Below are 18,805 nucleotides of genomic sequence, written 5' to 3' on the forward strand. Positions count from 1 at the left end.
GTCACGATCAGGTTGGCGACGTCAGGCGCCTTGGTGAAGGCCGAGGTGATCTCGTCGAGGAACTGCGAACGGATGATGCAGCCGTCACGCCAGATCTTGGCAATGGTTGGCATCGGCAGCGACCACTTGAACTCGCGCGAGGCTTCCGCCATCACCGCGAAGCCCTGCGCATACGCGCCGATCTTGGCGGCGAAGAGAGCCAGTTCCAGGTCCTTGACGAGCTCGGGGCCGTAAGCGACCGGGAAGTTGTATTCCGGCTTGCCGAAGATCTTCTCGGCGGCTTCGCGCTCGGTCTTCATCGACGACAGGCTGCGGGCGGCAACGGCCGCTTCGATCGCCGTTGCCGGAATGCCCATGTTCTGCGCTTCGATCGCCGACCACTTGCCGGTGCCCTTCTGGCCGGCCTTGTCGAGGATCATGTCGACCATCGCACCGCCGGAGATCGGGTCGGTCGCGGCCAGAACCTTCTCGGAGATCTCGATCAGGTAGGAGTTCAGGCGGCCCTTGTTCCAGTCGCCGAAGATGCCTGAGATGTCCTTGGCACTCTTGCCGAGACCGTCGCGCAGGACGCCGTAGATTTCGGCGATCATCTGCATGTCGGCATATTCGATGCCGTTGTGGATCGTCTTGACGAAGTGACCGGCGCCGTCATTGCCGAGCCAGGCCACGCACGGGTCGCCCTTGTACTTGGCGGCGATCGAGGTCAGCACCGGCTCGACGCGCTTCCAGCTATCTTCCGTGCCGCCGACCATGATCGACGGGCCGTGACGCGCACCTTCCTCGCCACCGGAAACACCCATGCCGATGAAGGTCAGGTCGGTGTCCTTGAGGCGATCGAAGCGGGCGATCGTGTCGCGGAAGTTGGCGTTGCCGGCATCGATCATGATGTCGCCCTTGGAGAGATGCGGACGCAGCAGCTCCATCTGCTGGTCGACCGGCTCGCCGGCCTTGATCATGATGATGATCGGGCGCGGCGGGCGGATCGCCTCGACGAATTCCTCGATCGTCTTGCACGGAATGATCTGCTTCTTCAGATCGCCGGCGCTCTCGTAGAACTCGTCCGTCTTGTCGGGCGTGCGGTTGAACACCGCAATCTTGTTGCCCTTTTCCGCGATGTTCAGAGCGAGGTTGGAACCCATGACCGCAAGGCCGATCAGCCCGATTTCTGCCTTTTCCACGATATCTCTCCGGTTAGAGCATGTCGCGCAAAAGTGTGAAGCGGTTTTGCGATAACGACATGCGGTAAAACAAAGATCTAAAGCGCAACGAGTGAATCTGAAAGATCGCGAGGCGCTTTAGTCAAATTGGACGGGTGTTGTGGCACTCTCTAGCTCATACGGCAAGTTCGATTCGCCTCGGATCGGTCGCGTATTGCGTCCGGCGCCAAGTGAACCATATTGCCAACGAGGCCCTGATCTCGGCGGTTTTGGTGCCGTTGGCACCCGAGCGGCAGTGATGCGCGGTCAATATGCGACGTTAAGCCGCCCGCGAAAATGAAGGAGGAGAACCCGTGGCAACCATGCCTGCAAGAATTATTCACCGGTCCATCGAGCGGAACTGGCGGGACGTCTGGGCCTTTGCCGGGGCGCCTGAAAACATGCCGCTCTGGGCATCGGGCCTTGCATCCGGCCTGGAGAAAAGCGGCGACGACTGGATCGCCAAGGGCGTCCTCGGCACGGTTCGCGTGAGCTTCGCCCCCCACAACGAATTCGGCGTTCTCGACCATACCGTCACGATCGCGAACGGATTGCGCGTCTATAACGCGCTCAGGATCGTCACCAATGGCGACGGCTGCGAGGTGATGTTCACTTTGCTCCGCCTGCCGGATATGACTGACGAGCAGTTCGAGGCCGATGCGGCGCATGTGGCGCGCGATCTCGAAGCGCTGAAGAAGCTGATGGAAATCTAGGAAGCAACGATGACATCTACGAAAACCGAGCTTCGTATCGACTATGTCGAGTTCAATGTAGCCGACATCGAGCGCTCAAAGGCGTTCTACGGCAAGGCCTTCGGCTGGCGCTTTACCGACTACGGCCCCAACTACTGCGAATTCGACGATGGACTGCTGAAGGGCGGCTTCACCAACCTCGAGGCACCCCGCCCCGGCGGCCCACTCGTCATCCTATATGCCGACGACCTGCCGGCGGCGTTACAAGCGGTCGAAGACGCGGGTGGCAAGATCGTTCGCCCGATCTTCGGCTTCCCAGGCGGCAGCCGCTTTCACTTCGCAGATCCCGATGGATATGAACTGGCGGTGTGGACGAAGGCGTGATCAGGCAGCCAGATTGGCCGCCGACGAGGATCCGGCATCCTGCGAGACGATAAGCGCCCCGATGATATAGCCGGAAGAATCCCGCAGCGGCGACATGCGGTACCGTGTTCTATACACGGCGTTTTCTTCGGGTCGTTCATAGGTCTGATCGCATGTTCCACCCGCAAAACACGAGTCGAGCATTCCCTTGATGCAGTCCACGAAGCGTGCTTCACCGAGCACGTCCTTGATATGGCGACCGACCATTTCAAATGGCTTGCGCTTGGCGTAGGCGGCACTCGCGGCATTGGCGTAGAGGTAGCGGTAGTCCTTGGTCACGACCGCGACCCGATCCGGCAGGGATTCGAGGATCGCCGAGTTCAGGAAGTTGCCGTTGTCGGTATTGGGCACGTAGGCGGCAGGCGCGGATACGCGTTCCCGGTCCATGCGCTCCAGCGGCGGCATCTGCCAGCGCGGAACGGTCGAACCGAGATACTGCTCCATCATGTAGGCGAGCAGCTTTACATGCTCGCGCACGGATTCGCTGTCTTCGGCGTACTGATCGATCAAGCAGCCGACAAACTGCATCTGCATGTGCGCGTAGAACAGATTGGTAGCGCGGTAGCCAAGGATTGTCTCGATAAGCGCGTCGATCGAGCCGTCGAGGCTGCTTACGCGCGCATCGTCACCAAGCCTTATGGCCTCGTCAATCTGCGAACACCGCAACGAGAATGCCTGAAAAAGCCCGAGCACGACACCTCCCATGCCGATTTCCGTGAGGGAATTTCTTCGATGTAAGAGAGCATGCCGGCGTCTTTACCGTTCACGATCCCTTTTGTCAGAAATCGGTAACATGACGCCGTTTCATGTTCAATGACGAAGAGACCTTGTTTTTCAATGACAAGATGTAGTAGAGGGCCCACTACATGACTTGGCGCTTGATTTCCCACCGGTCATGGTACCAAAGCCACTGTTCCGGGTATTCCCGCACCCAGCTTTCAACCTTGTCGTTCAAGAGCTGTGCGGTACCGACCATATCTAGGTTGCCGTTCGCATCGCGCGGCAGCTCGACCTTTGGTTCGATTTCCAGCCGGTACCGATTACCGGGAAGGCGGATACAGCGGGCCGGGTAGACCTCGCAGTTGAACTGGCGCACCAGCTTGCCGAGCAGCGGATTGGTCTTCACCGGCAGGCCGAAGAACTCGGTTTTCAGGCCACGGCCGAACTTCTGGTCGACGAGCACGCCGACCCCCTGCTCCGCTTCCAGCTGGCGAGCAAGCGCAAACGACGATCCGGCATGCGAAGGCACCAACTTGCCCATGCGGGCACTGCGGAAGTCGAACACCTTCTGGGCCACGTAAGGATTGTTCGGCGGCCGGAAGAGGACGCTGACGTAGAGACCGAAGGCGGCGCCCGCCACCGGCAGCAGCTCGAAATTGCCGGTATGGCCGGTAAAGACGATGAAGGGACGCGGGTTCTCCAGGAGATCGAGGAAGATCGGGATCCCTGACACCTCTACCCTGCCCGGCGCGCTCTTCTCCGGATCGAAATCGAACAGCCGATCGAGAAACACATATTCCGCAGCGAGCCGACCCATATTGGCCCAGCTGCCAAGCGCGATCTGGTTGATCTCCTCGTCGCTCTTTTCGGGAAAGGCGTTGCGGAGATTGGCCAGAATCAGCTTGTGGCGCTTCATCTTCGGGCCGATCTTGCGCATCAGCCAATCGATGAAATTGATCGCCCCGTCGGCCGGGAAGATCTTCAGGAAGTTGAGGAAGCCGAACATCACCTGCGCGATCAGCCACTGGCGAAAATGGTCCAGTTTCAGGACGATCCGGGTGATGAACAGCTCCAAGGGATCAATCCATCTTCAGGATGATCTTGCCGAAAATCTGGCGCGACTCCATGCGCTCCAGCGCCCGGTCGATATCGTCGAAGCTGACTTCGGTGTCGATGACGGGATGCACGAGGCCACGGCCCATCTTCTGCATGGCGTCGGCCATGTTCTCCATGCGGCAGCCGAAGGAGCCGAGCAGCTTCAGCTGCTGCTGGAACAGCATCATCAGGTTCATGTCGGTCGAGACGCCCGATGTCGAGCCACAGGTCACAAGACGCCCGCCGCGCTTCAGGCAGAGCATCGAGCCGGCCCAGGTGTCCTTGCCCACATGTTCGAAGACGACGTCGACGCCCTTCTTCTTGGTGAGCTTGCGCACCACGCCCTCGAAACGGTCGGTGCGGTAGTTGATAACGTGATCGGCGCCGAGCGCCTTGGCCTTCTCGATCTTGTCGTCGGAGCCAACGGTGGTGATGACGGTGCAGCCGATCTTCTTGGCAAGCTGGATCGCCGCCGTGCCGATGCCGGAACCGCCGGCATGGACGAGTATGGTTTCGCCCGGCTCCAGCTTGGCGTTGTCGAACAGCATGTGCTCGACCGTACCAAAGGTAACCGGTGCGACGGCAGCACCGACGGCATCGACGCCGGGAGGTGCAGGCACCAGCAGACGAGCCGGAAGGTTGACCTTCTCCTGTGCGAAGCCATCAAGGTGGAAGCCGTGAACGCCCGAGACGTGTTCGCAGAGATTATCGCGCCCCTCGCGGCACGGACGGCAGAGGCCGCAGGTGCGCGCGCCATAGACGGCAACCAGCTGGCCCGGAAGCACATTGGACACGCCGGGACCGATCGCCTCGACGACACCGGATGCTTCCGCACCGATGACGAGCGGCATCTTGCGCTTGGCGAACGCCATGCCGCGCCAGCCCCAGACGTCGATATGGTTGAGCGCGACCGCCTTGACGCGCAGCGTCACTTCGCCGGCGCCGGGCGCATCGGGTTCAGGCAGATCGGTGATCTCGAGCTTGCGGTCGTCGATCAGTTGCAGAGCGCGCATGGCAAAATCCTTCGCGGTCGCACCAGCCGGACGGCCGATGCGCGGTTTATGGTTGCTGTCGCGTCCCGCAGGCCCTTACCGGGCGCGGCCGCAACAATGGAATTTATGGTCGCAAACCGCTTAAGCCGGTTCCAGCGCCATGACAAGGCTGGCGTTCTGGCCGCCGAAGCCGAAGGAGTTGGAAAGCACGGCGTTGACCTGCGCGTCCCGCTTCACATTCGGCACCACGTCGAGAACGATCGCCGGATCCGGGTTGGTGTAGTTGATGGTCGGCGGCAGCGTGCCCGTCCGCATCGTCTGCAGCGAGAACACGGCTTCGACGGCACCAGCCGCCGTCAGCGTATGGCCGATCATCGACTTGTTCGACGACAGCGGAATGGACGCCATGCGGTCGCCGAAAACAGCAAGCATCGAGCCATATTCCATCTTGTCGTTCTCAGGCGTCGAGGTGCCATGAGCGTTGATGTAGCCGATATCGCCTTCATCCATGCCCGCATCGGCAAGAGCTGCGCGGATCGTCGCGATCGCGGGGCCGCCATCCGGCGAGGACCGTGTGCGATGGAAGCTGTCGGCCTTTTCGCCGGCACCCTTCATGATGCCAAGCACCTTGGCGCCACGCGCAATCGCCGATTCCAGCGATTCCAGCACCAGCGTCGCAGCACCTTCGGCGATGACAAAGCCGTCGCGGTCCTTGCTGAACGGCTTGGAAGCCTTGGTCGGGTTGTCGTTCTGCGTCGACAGGGCCGAGAGCAGCGAGAAGCGGATCAGCGCCTCGGCACTGACCGAGCCATCGGTCGCAACGGCAAGGGCCCGGTTCGTGCGGCCCTGGCGGATCGCCTCGATGCCGAGCTGGATCGCGGTCGCGCCCGAAGCACAGGCCGTCGACAGCGTCACCGGCAGACCGCGCGTACCGAAACGATCAGCCAGACGCTCCGAGATGGCGCCGAACAGCGCCGCCTCGTGGAACGCCGGATCGGGACGCTGGCGCATCGCGGTCAGGAAACGGTCATAGGCGTCGCCCGGCTGCGAGGGCGGCGGCGAACGATCGCCGAGTTCGAAGCGGGCAATCCACTCCGGCTCGATCGGCGGTGCTGCGAGAAACAGCGGGCCGTTGAAATCGCCTGATATATCGGCATCGGCCAGCGCCTCGATCGTCGTCTCGCGCGCGAATGCGTAGGAGCGCTCGACGGCGTTCGGCGCCGGAACGTCGATGAAATCGACAGTGCCGGCGATCCGCGTCGAAAGACCGTCCGTCGGGAAACGGTTGATATCGTGGATACCGGATTTGCCCGATATCAGCGCCGACCAGTTGTCCTTGAGGCCCTGCCCCAGCGAGGTCATGATGCCGACGCCGGTCACAGCCACGATCGGGCGGCCGAGATGATCCTTGTAAGCTTGATCCGTCATGTGCCTGCTCCTCACGCGTCCGCCGACAAAACGGCGACGCCTTCGCCACGCTGATGCCCGACCGTCGTGACGACAGCGGCCTTCGTGCCTGTGCTCATTGCTTTCTCGTATGCGCCGTCGAATGCCGGCACCTTGGCCTCGCCGTCGATGGCAAGGGCGGCCAGCGCCAACCCGAGGGTGAAGTGCGCCTCCAGTCCATGGCCGGTCACGCCGCCGAAGCCGCGGATGGCAGCGCCCGGCAGCTGATGCTCCAGAACCGCCTTTTCGCGCGAGGCGAGCTCGGGCATGCCCGAGGAACCTGAGAAGATCGCCGTGCTTTCGGCCGGCAGGCCCCTGGCCGGCTCGAGCAGCCGCTCAAGGCGCTTTTCGAGATTGCCGGCGCCGCGATTGCCGCGATCGCCCTCGATGGACGAGATCGTCGAATAGATATGGGCGCCGCGCTCTTCGGCATGCGCCCGCGATTCGAGCACCAGGAAGGCGCCGAGAGAACCGCTGGTGATGCCGCCGTCGTTGCGCGACCACAAGGGCTGCCATTCGCCGCGCGAATGCGAGCCGATCGCCTCGAACAGCAGAACCATGTCGAGACGCTCGGCAGAAAACGCGCCGCCAACCAGCGCATGCGAGGATTCGCCTGACTTGATGCGGTAGAACGCGGTCTCGACGGCGGAAATGCCGGCCGATTCCTCACCCATGAAGGTGCGCGAGGAGCCTGTGACCTTGTGGACGATCGAGATATTGCCGGCGAGCAGGTTTGAGAGCTGCGCCAGGAAGAGCGTCGGGCGAAGCTCGGTCGTGAGCTTCTCGTTCAAGAGAACTTCGCGGTCGTTGCGCTTCAGGCCTTCATCGACGATCAGCGTGTCGACATTGATGTCGCGCTCGCCGCCGCCGGCTGCCACGATCATGTCCATCGTGCCGCAGGCTTCGACATTGTCCTTGAGACCGGCGTCGTCGAGAGCCAGGCCCGCCGCAAACACGCCGATGCGCTGCCAGTTTTCCATCTGCCGCTGATCGCCGCGCTTGGCGATCTGCAGCGACCAATCCACTTCGGGCAGCGGATGGATCGGATAGGGCTTGAACTTCTCGGTCTCGACAACCGTCTTCGGTGCGTCGGCGGCGTTGAGCAACGCGATATGCGGCTCCTTGCCGACGCCCTGACAGGTTACGATACCGACGCCCGTGATGACGACATCATTCTGAGCCTTGCTCATCCATTCACTCCCTGCGCAGCGATTGCATCCATCAGGCCGATTTCACTGGCGCGTTTCTTGACGATGTCACCAAGCGGAATTTCGCTGAACGGCATGGTGCGCAGCTTCAGCTGCGCGTCGCACACTTTCTTGCCGCCGCTGGTGATCTTGGCCTTGGTGACCGCGAAGCCCGAGCCGTCGTGCTCCAGAAACGCCTCGATATCGAGGACCGCCTCCGGCTCGACGAAGGTGCGCATCTTCGCACCGTCGACCGACATCAGGAACGGCATGGCCGCGAAATCGGTCGCCGCCAGCACCAGCATGCCTGAGGCCTGCGCCATGGTTTCAATGAGAAGCACGCCCGGGACAAGGGGCATGCCGGGAAAATGACCTTCGAACACCGGGCTCTTCGCCGGCACGACGGAGCGTGCCTTGAGTGTCTTGGTCTGAAGGTCGACCGCCTCGACGCGATCGATCATCTGGAAGTATTCCAGGAGCATCGGATCCTCCGGCCGCACAGGCAACATGCCGTCGGCTAGAGCGCCGTGCATCCGAAGGGACGCACAAAGGACGCTCTATCATTTTCTAATCGACAGGACCGAGCCTTGCGAAAATCGGAGCCGATTTCGCAAACCGCGACCCTGTGGGCCTACTTAGTAACAAAACCGCCCGGCCGCCATGGTGAATGGCGACAGGGCGGAGAAAAAAATTGTGCGTATCGATCAGGCCTTGGCGGCGCGCAGTTCGTCGATCTTGGCGCAGAGGTTCTTCAGCACGAAGTATTCCGACGTGGAAACCTTTCCCTCGTTGACTTCCTGCGTCCACTTTTCGAGCGGGATCTTGATGCCGAATTCCTTGTCGATGGCGAAAACGATATCGAGGAAGTCGAGGCTGTCGATACCGAGGTCGTCGATCGTATGGCTTTCCGGCGTGATCGTATCACGATCGATCTCGCTGGTTTCTGCAATGATGTCGGCAACTTTATCGAATGTAGCGGTCACGCCTGTACCTCTTGGAAATGATAGTTTTCCCCCTCATAGGCAAATCCATTTCAAAAGCCAATGCTTTCGTCCAGCCCGACGCGCAATTTGCGCAGGTACTGTTGCTCAAACAGCATGCACCAAAAGGCAGCCGGCAACCGTTTCCGCGACGTTTCGCCTCGCTCAGTTCGTCACGACGACCCGCGTATTGGCCAATCCCGCCTGCCGCGTCATGTCGAAAAACTGCGCGGCATTGTTGGGATGCAGGCGAATGCATCCATGCGATGCCGGGCGGCCGAGACGCTTGAGATCAAAGGTGGCATGCACTGCATAGCCGCCATTGAAGAACACCGCGTATGGCATCGGCGCATCGTCATACTTCTTCGAGCGGTGGTCACGCGACAGCCACTTGGCGCTCCAGGAACCGACAGGCGTCCTATAACCGGAGCGCGCCGTCGAAACCTTCCAGCGATATTTGACGAAGCCGTTTTCGGTGACCGTCATGGTTTGCGAGCTGATGCTGATCTTCGCGATCAAGGTCGAGGCCTCAGCCGCAACGGCCGACAACTGCAGCAATACGATCGCCGCAGCTCCTGCAAGTATAGTTCTCATCGTCCCCTCGTTCATTCTGCATGAATACAGTTGAACAAGACTACGACGGGAGACGTTACATCCGCTTAAGGAGCATGGTAATCAATATGATAACAGTATCGGCGGCGATCTACAGAAGAAACAGGAAGATCACCAGCGCGACGAAGGCAAGAACCGAGCAGCTGGCATAGAAGACGGAGACCGCGCTCTCGATGTCCTCGATGACAGCGGTCTCTCTGCCTCCGCCATTGATCATCGGCTCCATCACCACGACACCGGAATAGACGCGCGGTCCCGCGAGTTGCACATTGAGCGCACCAGCCATCGCCGCTTCCGGGCGGCCGGAGTTCGGCGAGCGATGCATGCCCCCGTCGCGCATCGCGATCTTGAACGCCTCGCGGCAGGCATCGCCGCCGCGCCTCAACCACGCACCCGCCGCGATCAGCGCGATCGACAGCCGCGCCGCCGGCCAGTTCGCGAGATCATCAAGCCTTGCCGACGCCCAGCCGAAATCGACATAGCGTTCCGACTTGTGGCCGATCATCGAATCCGCCGTGTTCAGCATCTTGTAGGCAAGCAATCCCGGCAGACCGAACACGAGATACCATAGCGCCGGCGCGACGACGCCGTCCGAAAAATTCTCGGCAAGGCTCTCGATCGCTGCCCTGCAGACAGCCGGCTCGTCCAGCGTTTCCGGGTCGCGCCCGACGATCATCGACACGGCCTTCCGCCCACCATCGAGCCCACCCTGTCGAAGACCGGTGGCAACCGCCTCGACATGATCGGCAAGGCTCTTTTGAGCCAGGAACACCGTGACGCAGAGAACCTCGAGCAAGATGCCCGCAAGCCCGAACAGCGCGAAGAAGAGATGCAGCGCAATGCCCGCGACGATCGCGATCAGAAGCAGGACCGAGATGACCAGCATGCCGTTGCGACCGCGGCTCTTGCCTGGCAGTTCCGTCCGATTGAACAGCGTCTCCATCCGCGAGATCGCCTTGCCGAACAGCACGATCGGGTGCGGCAGCCGCGCCCACAGCACATCCGGATCGCCAACGATCCTGTCGAGCATCAAAGCAAGCACCAGCACGAGAAGATTCAGTTCAAAAATCATCGATTGAAGCTCAACAGGGCATCGGCGAGCCTGAGGTCGCCAGTGGTATCCGCGGTCACGCCGAAGCGCAGCCAGGAAGGGGCATAATCGAACTTGCGGACCAGAATGTGGTGCACGCTCAGATGTGCCTGCAACGCATCCGCCGCCTCGTCTTCGACCAGCGAGAAAAGCGCGGTGCCGCCGCGAATGCGAAGCCCGCCTTTGGTCAGAACCTCACGCATCGCCTCGCTGCGCTCAGCGACCGCGCGCCGCAGCGGCTCGGTATCGGTGCGCAGCAGGGAAGCGGCGATCGACAGCGCCGGCCCGGAGACAGCCCACGGGCCAAGCAAGCTCTCGAACCCATCGAGAATCGGCCGCGCCGCGATGACAAATCCGAGCCGCAACCCGGCAAGACCGAAGAACTTGCCGAAGGAGCGAAAGACGATGAGATTGGCGTGATCCCCGACATGGCCGGCGACACTGGCCTCGGCAACCGTATCGCCGAATGCTTCATCCACGACGAGAATCCCTCCCCGCGCCGCCAGCCGACGCGCAAGATTTAAGAGCACGTCGGGCTGGTAGATCCGGCCATCGGGATTGTTAGGATTGACGATGACGACAAGCGCGTGATGGTCACCGATCTCGTCGATCCCATCAAGCCGATCGACAGCCGCTCCGGCGATCACGAAGGCCCGCTCATATTCACCGTAAGTCGGCCCGAGAATGGCAACGCGCCCGCCCGCCGCAATCAAACGCGGCAGAAGCTGAATGACCGATTGGGTGCCGGGCACCGGCAACGGCAGGCTGTCGCCGCTGCCATAATAATCCCGCGCCGCCTCCCGCGCCTCGTGGACGAGATGCTGATCCGGCAACCGATGCCAGGCGCGCATGGGGATATCAGGCAGGACCGCCGGAAACGGGCTGATACCAGTGGAGAGATCGAGCCACTCCTCGAGCCTGCCACCATAAAGGGCTGCGGCGGCCGTTATGCCGCCACCATGGATGATCGGCGCATTCATCGTGCCGGTCCGCCGGCGCTACCCGCCGGTCCGCTGACCTGCGCCGCCACGTCGATGAGATGCATGTAGGACCCGGCCACCTGCCAGCGCTGCAGGCCAGCCGTGCCAAGATCGTTGTTCAATGCGTCGGTCACCTTGAAAAGCCGGTCCGCCTCGCCTTCGGAAACCACCGACGAATAGTGAAACTCGTGCGCCGTCATCGGCTGCGTGAAGAACGAGCCGTTGATGGGATAGACCCGCCGATAACCGAGATGACGCCTGCGCTCCTCATAGCTGGTGACCAGCGGCAGAAGCCCGAGCATTTCGTGGCGTTCGCCGCTGGCATCCACCAGCCCATCGCCCATCACCATGTAGCCACCGCACTCCCCGTAGATCCGCACCCCACCTTCTGCTGCCTGGCGCATGCTCTCGCGAAAGGTCGACGCGGCGGCGATCCGTCCGGCGTGCAGTTCCGGGTAGCCGCCGGGGAGATAGATGGCGTCTGCGGTGCGCTCCGGCGGCTCGTCGGCAAGCGGCGAGAAAAACGAGATATCTGCGCCGCGACGCCGCCAGCCGAGCAGCATGTGCTCGTAGCAGAAGGCAAACGCGATATCGCGTGCCACCGCGATCCGGCTGCCAAGCGGCGGCAGACGGTCGATATTGGCGGTCGAGGGCCGTGCGAAACCCTGTCTGGCGACACGCATCAGGAAGTCGAAATTGCAGTTCTGCGAGACCGCCTGCGCCGCATGCTCGACGAATTTCTCCAGCGCCTCATGCTCGCCGGCCTGCACAAGACCAAGATGCCGCTCCGGCAGCGCGATCTCGGCGTCCCGGCGCACGACTGCAATCACAGGCATGCGGCTCGCCTCGAGCGCCTGGCGCAGCATCATCTCATGCCGATCGCCGCCAACCTTATTGAGGATGACGCCGGCGATCCGGACATCGGCGCGGAACCCGGCAAAGCCGGCCACAAGCGCGGCGACAGACTGCGACATGTGCGAAGCGTCAACCACAAGAACGACGGAAAGCCCCAGCATCGCCGCCAGATCCGCCGCCGTCCCCTTGCCGTCGGCCGCCCCGTCGAAGAGACCCATCATCGCCTCGATGACAAGCAGACGGTCGCCGGAGCGATGCAGCGTCGCGTTGGCGGCGATCAGTTCGGGGCGCATCGCCCAGGGATCGAAATTGAGACAGGCGACGCCGCTTGCCGCGGCATGGAAGGCCGGATCGATATAGTCAGGCCCCGCCTTTCCAGGCGCGACCTCCACCCCGCGCTTGCGAAGCGCCCTGAGGAGCCCAAGCGTCACCGTCGTCTTTCCCGACCCGGAGGACGGGGCTGCAATCAACAGACCACTCATGCCGTCTCCTTACTGCCGGACCTCCGGAACGGATCGGGATGCAACCGTCGTCCGGCCAGCGCACCCAGCCAATCGAGAGAGCCACGCAACCGCACCACCTCGCCGACCACCACGATCGCCGGTGGCTCAATACCCGACGTCAGCGCTGCGACCGGTGCCTCGCCGAGCGTTGTTTCCAGCACCTGCTGCGCGCTCGTGGACGCATTACAAACGAAAGCGACCGGCTCGTTGCGCGAGCGCCCCGCGGCAATCAGGTTGGCACTGATCTCGGCAATATGCTTCATCGCCATATACATGACGATGACGGGCGAGCCCTTGCCTATAGCATCCCAGTTTATCGCGTCCGGCACCAGCCCCGATGAATTGTGGCCGGTCAAAAACGTCACCGCATGATTGATGTCGCGGTGGGTCACGGGGATACCCGCATAGGCAAGCCCGCCGATCCCCGCCGAAATGCCCGGCACGATGCGAAATGGGACGTTGTATTCGACCAGCGTCAGCGCCTCTTCGCCCCCACGCCCGAAGACGAAGGGATCACCACCCTTCAGCCTGAGAACGCGATTTCCCGCCTGCGCGAGCTCGACCAGGCGAAGCGAGATGTCGCGCTGTTTGGCGGAAGGCTTACCGCCGCGCTTTCCCGCATATTCGAGAACGGCACCCGGCCGCGCCAGCTTCAGGCACTCGGCATCGACCAACGCATCATGCACGATGACATCGGCTTCCATCAGCCCCTTGACAGCAAGCAGCGTCAAAAGGCCCGGATCGCCGGGCCCCGCGCCCACGAGCCAGACACTGCCGGGATCCATCGCCGGGAGGTGAGAAAGTACCGTTTCGATCATGACGATGATCTATGCCCGGCGGCGGACGACGTCAACGCCGCAAACGCAGCGAAGATGCATGTCAGGATCACGCCGATTGCAGCGCCCAAAGCGGATTCAAATTATGAGAATATCGGCGCAAGCGGCTGAATGGATTCGCCAATGCGCTTGCGCCGAAATACCGGTTACGATTGCCGACTAAGCGTTAAGCAACGTATCGCGGATCAGGTCGATGACCTCCTGCGACTGGATCCCGGTGCAGGCGATCTGGCTCGGCAGGCCGTCCCAATCGCCCGGCGGGAAACGACGGCCGTCCTGCTTGATGATCGTCTGGCCATCGGCGATGCCGCCGCAAACGACGCGCATCGCGCCCGAGATCGTCGTGAACAGCTCCGGCGCCACGACATAGACGCAGGCGCAGCTGTCATGCACCATCATCCCGTCCTCGACGGCATGCTTGTAGAAATCGATGTAGAACTGCGAGAGCTTGTCGAGCAGCTGCACGGCCTTGTCGCCCTTTGCCGCCATCGCGCCGAGATAGCTGCGGCTCATCGTCGTGATCGCGGTGACATCGAGGCCGATGACGACAACCTGCCACGGTGCGGTGAGCACGATATCGGCGGCCTCGGGGTCGCCATGGATATTGGCTTCGGCCACAGGCGTCACATTGCCAGGCACATAAAAGTTGCCGCCCATGATGACAACCTGCTTCACCAGGCCGGCAATCTCAGGATCTTCCTTCAGCGCCAGAGCAAGGTTGGTCATGCGCCCGACAGCCACCAGCGTCACCTCGCCAGGATTGGCGCGCACGGTATCGATGATGAACTTGTAGGCCGGACGCGGATCGAGCGGCACGTCGACCACCTCGGGAACATTGATGTTACCCAGCCCGTCGTCACCATGCACGAAGGTCGGCCAGGCGCCTTCCTTGCGCGACGGATCGATCGTGACACTCGCGCCCTTGGCGACGGGTGCCGGAATGTTCCATTCGCGTTTGAGGAACAGCGCGTTGCGCGTCGTCGTCTCGATCGAGGCGTTGCCGAACACGGTCGTGATGCCGATCAGATCGATGTCGGCATGACGGTGCAGGAAAAGCAGCGCCATCGCATCGTCAACACCCGGATCCGTATCGTAAATCACCTTATGCATAATCGTCCCTCTTGCATGTTTTCATGTCATACCTTGGCAGCCGCGCGACAGAACCGCTGCGACAGCTTCGGCGGTCACCATAGCGAGCGCTATTCTTTCCGCAACAGGGCGCGTGCGATCGCAGCCGTCGCATGCGCCGATTTGATTTTCGGCAGCACAAGCTCGGCATAGGCCCCGATCGCCGCAAGCGCCGCGGATTCCGCAACCCCATGGCAGCCCACCCGCGCAAAGACGACATCGGAAGGGGTCTTGATCCTCGGCGTCTCCCTCTCGAGCGTTGCGGCGTCGAAGAATACCGAGGGGACCGCAAGCCGCGTGGCAACCACCGCCATCGCCGGCTCGCCGCACCGGGAATCGATCGAAGCCACCCCGGCCACCTGACCGGGCTCGACGCCCGCCATCTTCAATGCCGAAGCGACCAGCGCCATGACCTCGTCAGGCGACGCCGCGCGCTCGCAGCCGAGGCCGAGCACGTAGCGGCGGGTGGTATCGAAGGAGAGTGCGGTCATATGCGCGAAATGCCGGTTGCCTGTGTCACGCAAGCCATTGCAGCCCCGTCAGGTAAATGCAACAAGCGCGACGACACAGCGCATTAGCAGCCCCACAGGTTTCCCCTTGTCCGATCTTGCCCCCCACCTGCTTTTTCTTCTCGCCCTTGCAGCTTTCCTAGCCGGTTTCGTGGATGCCATAGCCGGTGGTGGTGGCCTCATCACCGTTCCGGCCATGCTGATCGCGGGCATCCCGCCGCTGCAGACACTGGGCACCAACAAGGTGCAATCGGTCTTCGGCGCGGCATCGGCCACCATCGCCTATGCTCGCAAGGGCCACGTGAACCTGCGCGATCAGCTGCCGATGGCGTTGATGGCGGTCATGGGTGGCGCGCTCGGCGCGGCACTTGCGACGATCGTGCCGGGCGATGTGCTGAGGGCAATCATGCCGGTCCTGCTGATCGCGATCGCGCTCTACTTCGCGCTGAAGCCGAATCTTGGCGACGTCGACAAGCACCGCCGCATCACACCCTTCGCCTTCGGCCTCACGCTGGTGCCTGCCATCGGCTTTTATGACGGCGTCTTTGGCCCCGGCACCGGCTCGTTCCTCATGCTCGGCTTCGTGTCGCTGGCGGGCTTCGGCATGCTGAAGGCAACCGCGCACACCAAGCTCTTGAACTTCGGCTCGAACGTCGGCGCGCTCGCCGTCTTTGTCTCCTTCGGCGCGATCCTCTGGAAGGTCGGCCTGCTGATGGGCGTCTGTCAGTTTCTCGGCGCCCAGCTCGGTTCGCGGCTTGCGATGCGCATCGGCGCGAAGCTGATCAAGCCGCTGCTCGTCATCGTCTGCATCGCGTTCACGATCAAGCTCTTGTCCGACCCCGCCAATCCGCTGCGCGTATGGCTCGGCCTCTGAGCCTCAGAACAGCGCCAGAAGCAAAGCTCCTGCGGCAATCAGGCTGACGCCGAGCCAGTTCATCATGTTCAGCTTCTCGCCGAGAAACACGACGCCGAAGATGGCGACGAGGACGATCGACAGCTTGTCGATCGGCGCGACGCGTGCGGCATCGCCGATCTTCAAGGCGCGGAAATAGGCAAGCCACGACGCGCCCGTCGCAGCGCCCGAAAGGCACAGAAACAGCCAGGTCTTCGACGAGATGCTGGAGAACGGCTGCCACTGCCCGCTTGCCATCACGATGGCGCTGATGATGACAAGAATGACGACGGTGCGGATGAGCGTCGCGAAATCCGAATTGACGCCCGCCACGCCGATCTTGGCGAAAATCGCCGTCAGCGCCGCGAACGCGGCCGAGAGAACGGCCCAGAAAACCCAACTCTGCGTCATCAGAACTCCACGCCCGCCTGCCCCTTGATACCCGAGCGGAAAGGATGCTTGATCAGCTCCATCTCCGTCACCAGATCGGCGATCTCGATCAGCTCATCCTTGGCATTGCGCCCGGTGAGAACGACATGAGTCATATAGGGCTTTTCGGTCTTCAGGAACTCCACGACCTCGTTGATATCGATGTAATCGTAGCGCAGCGCGATGTTGATCTCATCGAGCAGCACCATCGAGTTGCGCTCGTCACGGATCAGCTCCTTGGCCTTCTCCCAGGCAGCACCGGCGGCCGCAACGTCGCGCGCGCGGTCCTGCGTTTCCCAGGTGAAGCCCTCGCCCATCGTGTGGAACTGGCAGACATCGGAGAAATGCTTCTCGATCAGGTCGCGCTCGCCTGTCCACATCGCGCCCTTGATGAACTGCACCACGGCGGACGGCTTGCCATGCGCGATATGGCGGAAGATCATCCCGAAGGCCGAGGACGACTTGCCCTTGCCCTTGCCGGTGTGAACGATGATCAGGCCCTTCTCGCCCGTCTTCGTCGCCATGATCTTGTCGCGCGCGGCCTTCTTCTTGGCCATCTTCTCGCTGTGGCGGGCATCGTCGTGGCCAGTGGCCTCCGTCGTGGTCTCGGTGGTTTCCTCAGTCATGTCAAACTTCTCCGGATGCAATCTTCAGTCGGTCGGCGGTGTCGCCACCGCCTGATCTTTCGTGTGTACGGTCTGTGGCAGCGAGATCGAACCGCGCCGAATTGCTGCGCGGCGTCCACAGCCGCCGCTCGATCGCTTCGAGCAGCCGCTCTCTCATCTCGTCGTAAGCGTGCGCGTTCTTCTCGATCATGAAATCGCGCACGCGCTGATCGACGACGAAGGCCTGATAGACAGCCTCGAAATGATGGTTGCCGACAGCGCCCGTGGTCGCCGCGAAGGCGAAGAGATAATCGACCGTCGCGGCGATCTCGAAGGCGCCCTTGTAGCCATGCCGCATGACGCCATCGATCCACTTCGGATTGACGACACGACCGCGCACCACGCGGGCGATCTCCTCTTCCAGCGACCGGATGACGGGCTTTTCCGGCATCGAGTGATCATTGTGATAGATCGATGGCCGCGCACCGCCAAGCGTCTCCGCCGCCGCCGCCATGCCGCCTTCGAACTGGTAGTAGTCGTCGCTGTCGAGCAGGTCGTGCTCGCGATTGTCCTGGTTCTGCACGACGGCCTGGATGGACCGCAGCCGCTCCTCGAACACGCCGCGCTCGGCCCGGCCCTCTTCGCCGGCGCCATAGGCATAGCTGCCCCAGACCAGATAGGCCTCCGCCAGATCGGCGCGCCGCTCCCAGCCCTTCTCGTCGATCAGCGCCTGCAGCCCGGCGCCGTAAGCCCCAGGCTTCGACCCGAAAATCCGATACCCTGCCCGCCTCTTCGCCTGCGCCACATCGAGCCCAGCCTCTTCCAGCCGCGCCGCCTCGCCGCGCATCCGCGCCGCGATCGGATTGTCATCGGCATCCTCATCCAGAGCCCCAACGGCCCGGATCGCCTTGTCGAACAGCGCGATCTGCTCCGGAAAGGCATCACGGAAGAAGCCCGAAATACGCAGCGTCACATCCACTCGCGGCCGCCTCAGCATCGCCGGCGGAATGATCTCGTAGCCGGTCACCCGCCGCGAGGTCATATCCCAGACCGGCTTCACGCCGATCAGCGCCAGCGCCTGAGCGATATCGTCGCCGCCGGTGCGCATGTTCGACGTCCCCCACGCCGTCAGCCCGAACGACACCGGCCACTCGCCATGATCCTGCACATAACGGCGCACCAGAAGCTCCGCCGATTTCTTGCCCAGCTCATAGGCCGCCGGCGTCGGCACCGCGCGGCTGTCCACGGAGTAAAAATTCCGCCCCGTCGGCAACACATCCGGCCGCCCGCGCGTCGGTGCGCCCGAGGGTCCGGGGGCGACGAAGCGACCGTCGAGGCCACGCAGCAAGCCTTCGATCTCGGCGTCGCCGCAGGCGAGGATGGCGGGTTTCAGGCGGGTTTCGATCTCGTGGAGGACGGCTCTGGTTTGGGACCAGAGGGTCGGGCATGGCAGTTCGCCGGACACGAATTTGGCGGCGAGCAGTTCGATGCGCTCGACGGTGTCGCCCTGGGTGCGCCACGGATCGGACGAGACGTCCGCCAGGATATCGGGGCGTGGCCCGGTCCAAGGAGCGGCCATGTCGCAGTCGAGAGGGTCGATGGCTGCGTTGATGGGTGGGGTACCCCCCTCTGCCC

Annotated in this window: 21 protein-coding genes; 3 read left to right on the forward strand and 18 right to left on the reverse strand. The window is 62.4% G+C overall.

Translation table 11 applies throughout. The annotated features are described in order from the left end of the window. The coding region (gene gndA / locus B3605_RS18990; RefSeq protein WP_296435551.1) for an NADP-dependent phosphogluconate dehydrogenase at positions 1-1,178 on the reverse strand (1,178 nt) is incomplete at its 3' end. A gap of 332 nt (positions 1,179-1,510) precedes the next feature. Between gndA and B3605_RS18995 the strand changes: the two genes are divergently transcribed. Beyond that, entirely contained in the window at positions 1,511-1,909 is a 399-nt protein-coding gene (locus B3605_RS18995) for an SRPBCC family protein (protein ID WP_112941715.1), read from the forward strand. Positions 1,910-1,918: 9 nt separating this feature from the next. Then, positions 1,919-2,272 carry a VOC family protein gene (locus B3605_RS19000; RefSeq protein WP_112941716.1) on the forward strand — a complete coding sequence of 118 codons (354 nt, stop codon included), beginning with the start codon at positions 1,919-1,921 and terminating at the stop codon, positions 2,270-2,272. On the opposite strand, the gene B3605_RS19005 is transcribed toward B3605_RS19000, so the two are convergent. The 14 genes from B3605_RS19005 to B3605_RS19070 all read right to left on the reverse strand — a co-directional run bounded on the left by B3605_RS19005 (position 2,273) and on the right by B3605_RS19070 (position 15,226). Further along, on the reverse strand, positions 2,273-3,016 hold the full coding sequence (locus B3605_RS19005) for a PAS domain-containing protein (protein ID WP_112941717.1): 744 nt from the start codon (positions 3,014-3,016) through the stop codon (positions 2,273-2,275). A 157-nt stretch (positions 3,017-3,173) separates the two neighbouring features. After that, entirely contained in the window at positions 3,174-4,106 is a 933-nt protein-coding gene (locus B3605_RS19010) for a lipid A biosynthesis lauroyl acyltransferase (protein WP_112941718.1), read from the reverse strand. Between the two features lie 4 nt (positions 4,107-4,110). Beyond that, positions 4,111-5,139, reverse strand: a complete 1,029-nt coding sequence (locus B3605_RS19015) for a zinc-binding dehydrogenase (RefSeq protein ID WP_047505452.1) — start codon at positions 5,137-5,139, stop codon at positions 4,111-4,113. A gap of 120 nt (positions 5,140-5,259) precedes the next feature. After that, a complete protein-coding gene (locus tag B3605_RS19020; protein ID WP_047505454.1) occupies positions 5,260-6,546 on the reverse strand; it encodes a beta-ketoacyl-ACP synthase in 1,287 nt (428 codons plus the stop codon). A gap of 11 nt (positions 6,547-6,557) precedes the next feature. Beyond that, positions 6,558-7,754 (reverse strand): beta-ketoacyl-ACP synthase, encoded by a 1,197-nt coding sequence (locus B3605_RS19025; protein ID WP_112941719.1) that lies wholly within the window; start codon positions 7,752-7,754, stop codon positions 6,558-6,560. Further along, positions 7,751-8,233 (reverse strand): 3-hydroxyacyl-ACP dehydratase FabZ family protein, encoded by a 483-nt coding sequence (locus tag B3605_RS19030; protein WP_026283376.1) that lies wholly within the window; start codon positions 8,231-8,233, stop codon positions 7,751-7,753. The genes B3605_RS19025 and B3605_RS19030 overlap by 4 nt, the downstream gene beginning before the upstream one ends. A 222-nt stretch (positions 8,234-8,455) precedes the next feature. Further along, complete coding sequence (locus B3605_RS19035; protein ID WP_018900650.1) at positions 8,456-8,734, reverse strand: acyl carrier protein; 279 nt, start codon at positions 8,732-8,734, stop codon at positions 8,456-8,458. A gap of 162 nt (positions 8,735-8,896) precedes the next feature. Then, positions 8,897-9,325: a L,D-transpeptidase gene (locus B3605_RS19040; RefSeq protein ID WP_026283377.1), complete on the reverse strand. Its 429-nt coding sequence runs from the start codon at positions 9,323-9,325 to the stop codon at positions 8,897-8,899. Positions 9,326-9,434: 109 nt separating this feature from the next. Then, on the reverse strand, positions 9,435-10,415 hold the full coding sequence (cbiB, locus tag B3605_RS19045) for an adenosylcobinamide-phosphate synthase CbiB (RefSeq protein WP_112941720.1): 981 nt from the start codon (positions 10,413-10,415) through the stop codon (positions 9,435-9,437). Continuing rightward, positions 10,412-11,413, reverse strand: coding sequence for a threonine-phosphate decarboxylase CobD (gene cobD / locus B3605_RS19050; protein ID WP_112941721.1), 1,002 nt, complete (start codon positions 11,411-11,413; stop codon positions 10,412-10,414). Before cobD ends, cbiB begins: the two co-directional genes overlap by 4 nt. Continuing rightward, positions 11,410-12,750, reverse strand: coding sequence for a cobyrinate a,c-diamide synthase (locus B3605_RS19055; protein WP_018900654.1), 1,341 nt, complete (start codon positions 12,748-12,750; stop codon positions 11,410-11,412). The genes cobD and B3605_RS19055 overlap by 4 nt, the downstream gene beginning before the upstream one ends. After that, entirely contained in the window at positions 12,747-13,589 is an 843-nt protein-coding gene (gene cobA, locus B3605_RS19060) for a uroporphyrinogen-III C-methyltransferase (protein ID WP_112941722.1), read from the reverse strand. The genes B3605_RS19055 and cobA overlap by 4 nt, the downstream gene beginning before the upstream one ends. A 177-nt stretch (positions 13,590-13,766) precedes the next feature. Further along, positions 13,767-14,717, reverse strand: a complete 951-nt coding sequence (locus tag B3605_RS19065; protein WP_112941723.1) for a nucleoside hydrolase — start codon at positions 14,715-14,717, stop codon at positions 13,767-13,769. 89 nt (positions 14,718-14,806) lie between these two features. Continuing rightward, positions 14,807-15,226 (reverse strand): cobalamin biosynthesis protein, encoded by a 420-nt coding sequence (locus tag B3605_RS19070; protein WP_112941724.1) that lies wholly within the window; start codon positions 15,224-15,226, stop codon positions 14,807-14,809. 106 nt (positions 15,227-15,332) lie between these two features. Here B3605_RS19070 and B3605_RS19075 point away from each other — a divergent pair, with 106 nt between their 5' ends. Beyond that, a complete protein-coding gene (locus tag B3605_RS19075) occupies positions 15,333-16,118 on the forward strand; it encodes a TSUP family transporter (protein WP_112941725.1) in 786 nt (261 codons plus the stop codon). A gap of 3 nt (positions 16,119-16,121) precedes the next feature. Here B3605_RS19075 and B3605_RS19080 read toward each other — a convergent pair whose 3' ends face one another. From B3605_RS19080 to B3605_RS19090, 3 genes are all read right to left on the reverse strand, one after another. Next, entirely contained in the window at positions 16,122-16,547 is a 426-nt protein-coding gene (locus B3605_RS19080) for an EamA family transporter (protein WP_112941726.1), read from the reverse strand. Continuing rightward, on the reverse strand, positions 16,547-17,191 hold the full coding sequence (gene cobO, locus B3605_RS19085; RefSeq protein WP_037178722.1) for a cob(I)yrinic acid a,c-diamide adenosyltransferase: 645 nt from the start codon (positions 17,189-17,191) through the stop codon (positions 16,547-16,549). Before cobO ends, B3605_RS19080 begins: the two co-directional genes overlap by 1 nt. A gap of 1 nt (position 17,192) precedes the next feature. Beyond that, on the reverse strand, positions 17,193-18,805 hold a 1,613-nt coding region (locus B3605_RS19090), incomplete at its 5' end, for a cobaltochelatase subunit CobN (protein ID WP_296435559.1).

The organism is Rhizobium sp. UBA1881 (genome assembly GCF_002338015.1).
Classification (GTDB): domain Bacteria; phylum Pseudomonadota; class Alphaproteobacteria; order Rhizobiales; family Rhizobiaceae; genus Rhizobium.

Bases quoted from the DNA above. Each gene is read 5' to 3' on its own strand.
- B3605_RS19020 (WP_047505454.1), bottom strand. From the start codon at position 6,546: ATGACGGATCAAGCTTACAAGGATCATCTCGGCCGCCCGATCGTGGCT.
- B3605_RS19055 (WP_018900654.1), bottom strand. From the start codon at position 12,750: ATGAGTGGTCTGTTGATTGCAGCCCCGTCCTCCGGGTCGGGAAAGACG.
- B3605_RS19005 (WP_112941717.1), bottom strand. From the start codon at position 3,016: ATGGGAGGTGTCGTGCTCGGGCTTTTTCAGGCATTCTCGTTGCGGTGT.
- B3605_RS19080 (WP_112941726.1), bottom strand. From the start codon at position 16,547: ATGACGCAGAGTTGGGTTTTCTGGGCCGTTCTCTCGGCCGCGTTCGCG.
- B3605_RS19015 (WP_047505452.1), bottom strand. From the start codon at position 5,139: ATGCGCGCTCTGCAACTGATCGACGACCGCAAGCTCGAGATCACCGAT.
- cobO (WP_037178722.1), bottom strand. From the start codon at position 17,191: ATGACTGAGGAAACCACCGAGACCACGACGGAGGCCACTGGCCACGAC.
- cobA (WP_112941722.1), bottom strand. From the start codon at position 13,589: ATGATCGAAACGGTACTTTCTCACCTCCCGGCGATGGATCCCGGCAGT.
- cobD (WP_112941721.1), bottom strand. From the start codon at position 11,413: ATGAATGCGCCGATCATCCATGGTGGCGGCATAACGGCCGCCGCAGCC.
- B3605_RS19070 (WP_112941724.1), bottom strand. From the start codon at position 15,226: ATGACCGCACTCTCCTTCGATACCACCCGCCGCTACGTGCTCGGCCTC.
- B3605_RS19065 (WP_112941723.1), bottom strand. From the start codon at position 14,717: ATGCATAAGGTGATTTACGATACGGATCCGGGTGTTGACGATGCGATG.
- B3605_RS19040 (WP_026283377.1), bottom strand. From the start codon at position 9,325: ATGAGAACTATACTTGCAGGAGCTGCGGCGATCGTATTGCTGCAGTTG.
- cbiB (WP_112941720.1), bottom strand. From the start codon at position 10,415: ATGATTTTTGAACTGAATCTTCTCGTGCTGGTGCTTGCTTTGATGCTC.
- B3605_RS19030 (WP_026283376.1), bottom strand. From the start codon at position 8,233: ATGCTCCTGGAATACTTCCAGATGATCGATCGCGTCGAGGCGGTCGAC.
- B3605_RS19025 (WP_112941719.1), bottom strand. From the start codon at position 7,754: ATGAGCAAGGCTCAGAATGATGTCGTCATCACGGGCGTCGGTATCGTA.
- B3605_RS19000 (WP_112941716.1), top strand. From the start codon at position 1,919: ATGACATCTACGAAAACCGAGCTTCGTATCGACTATGTCGAGTTCAAT.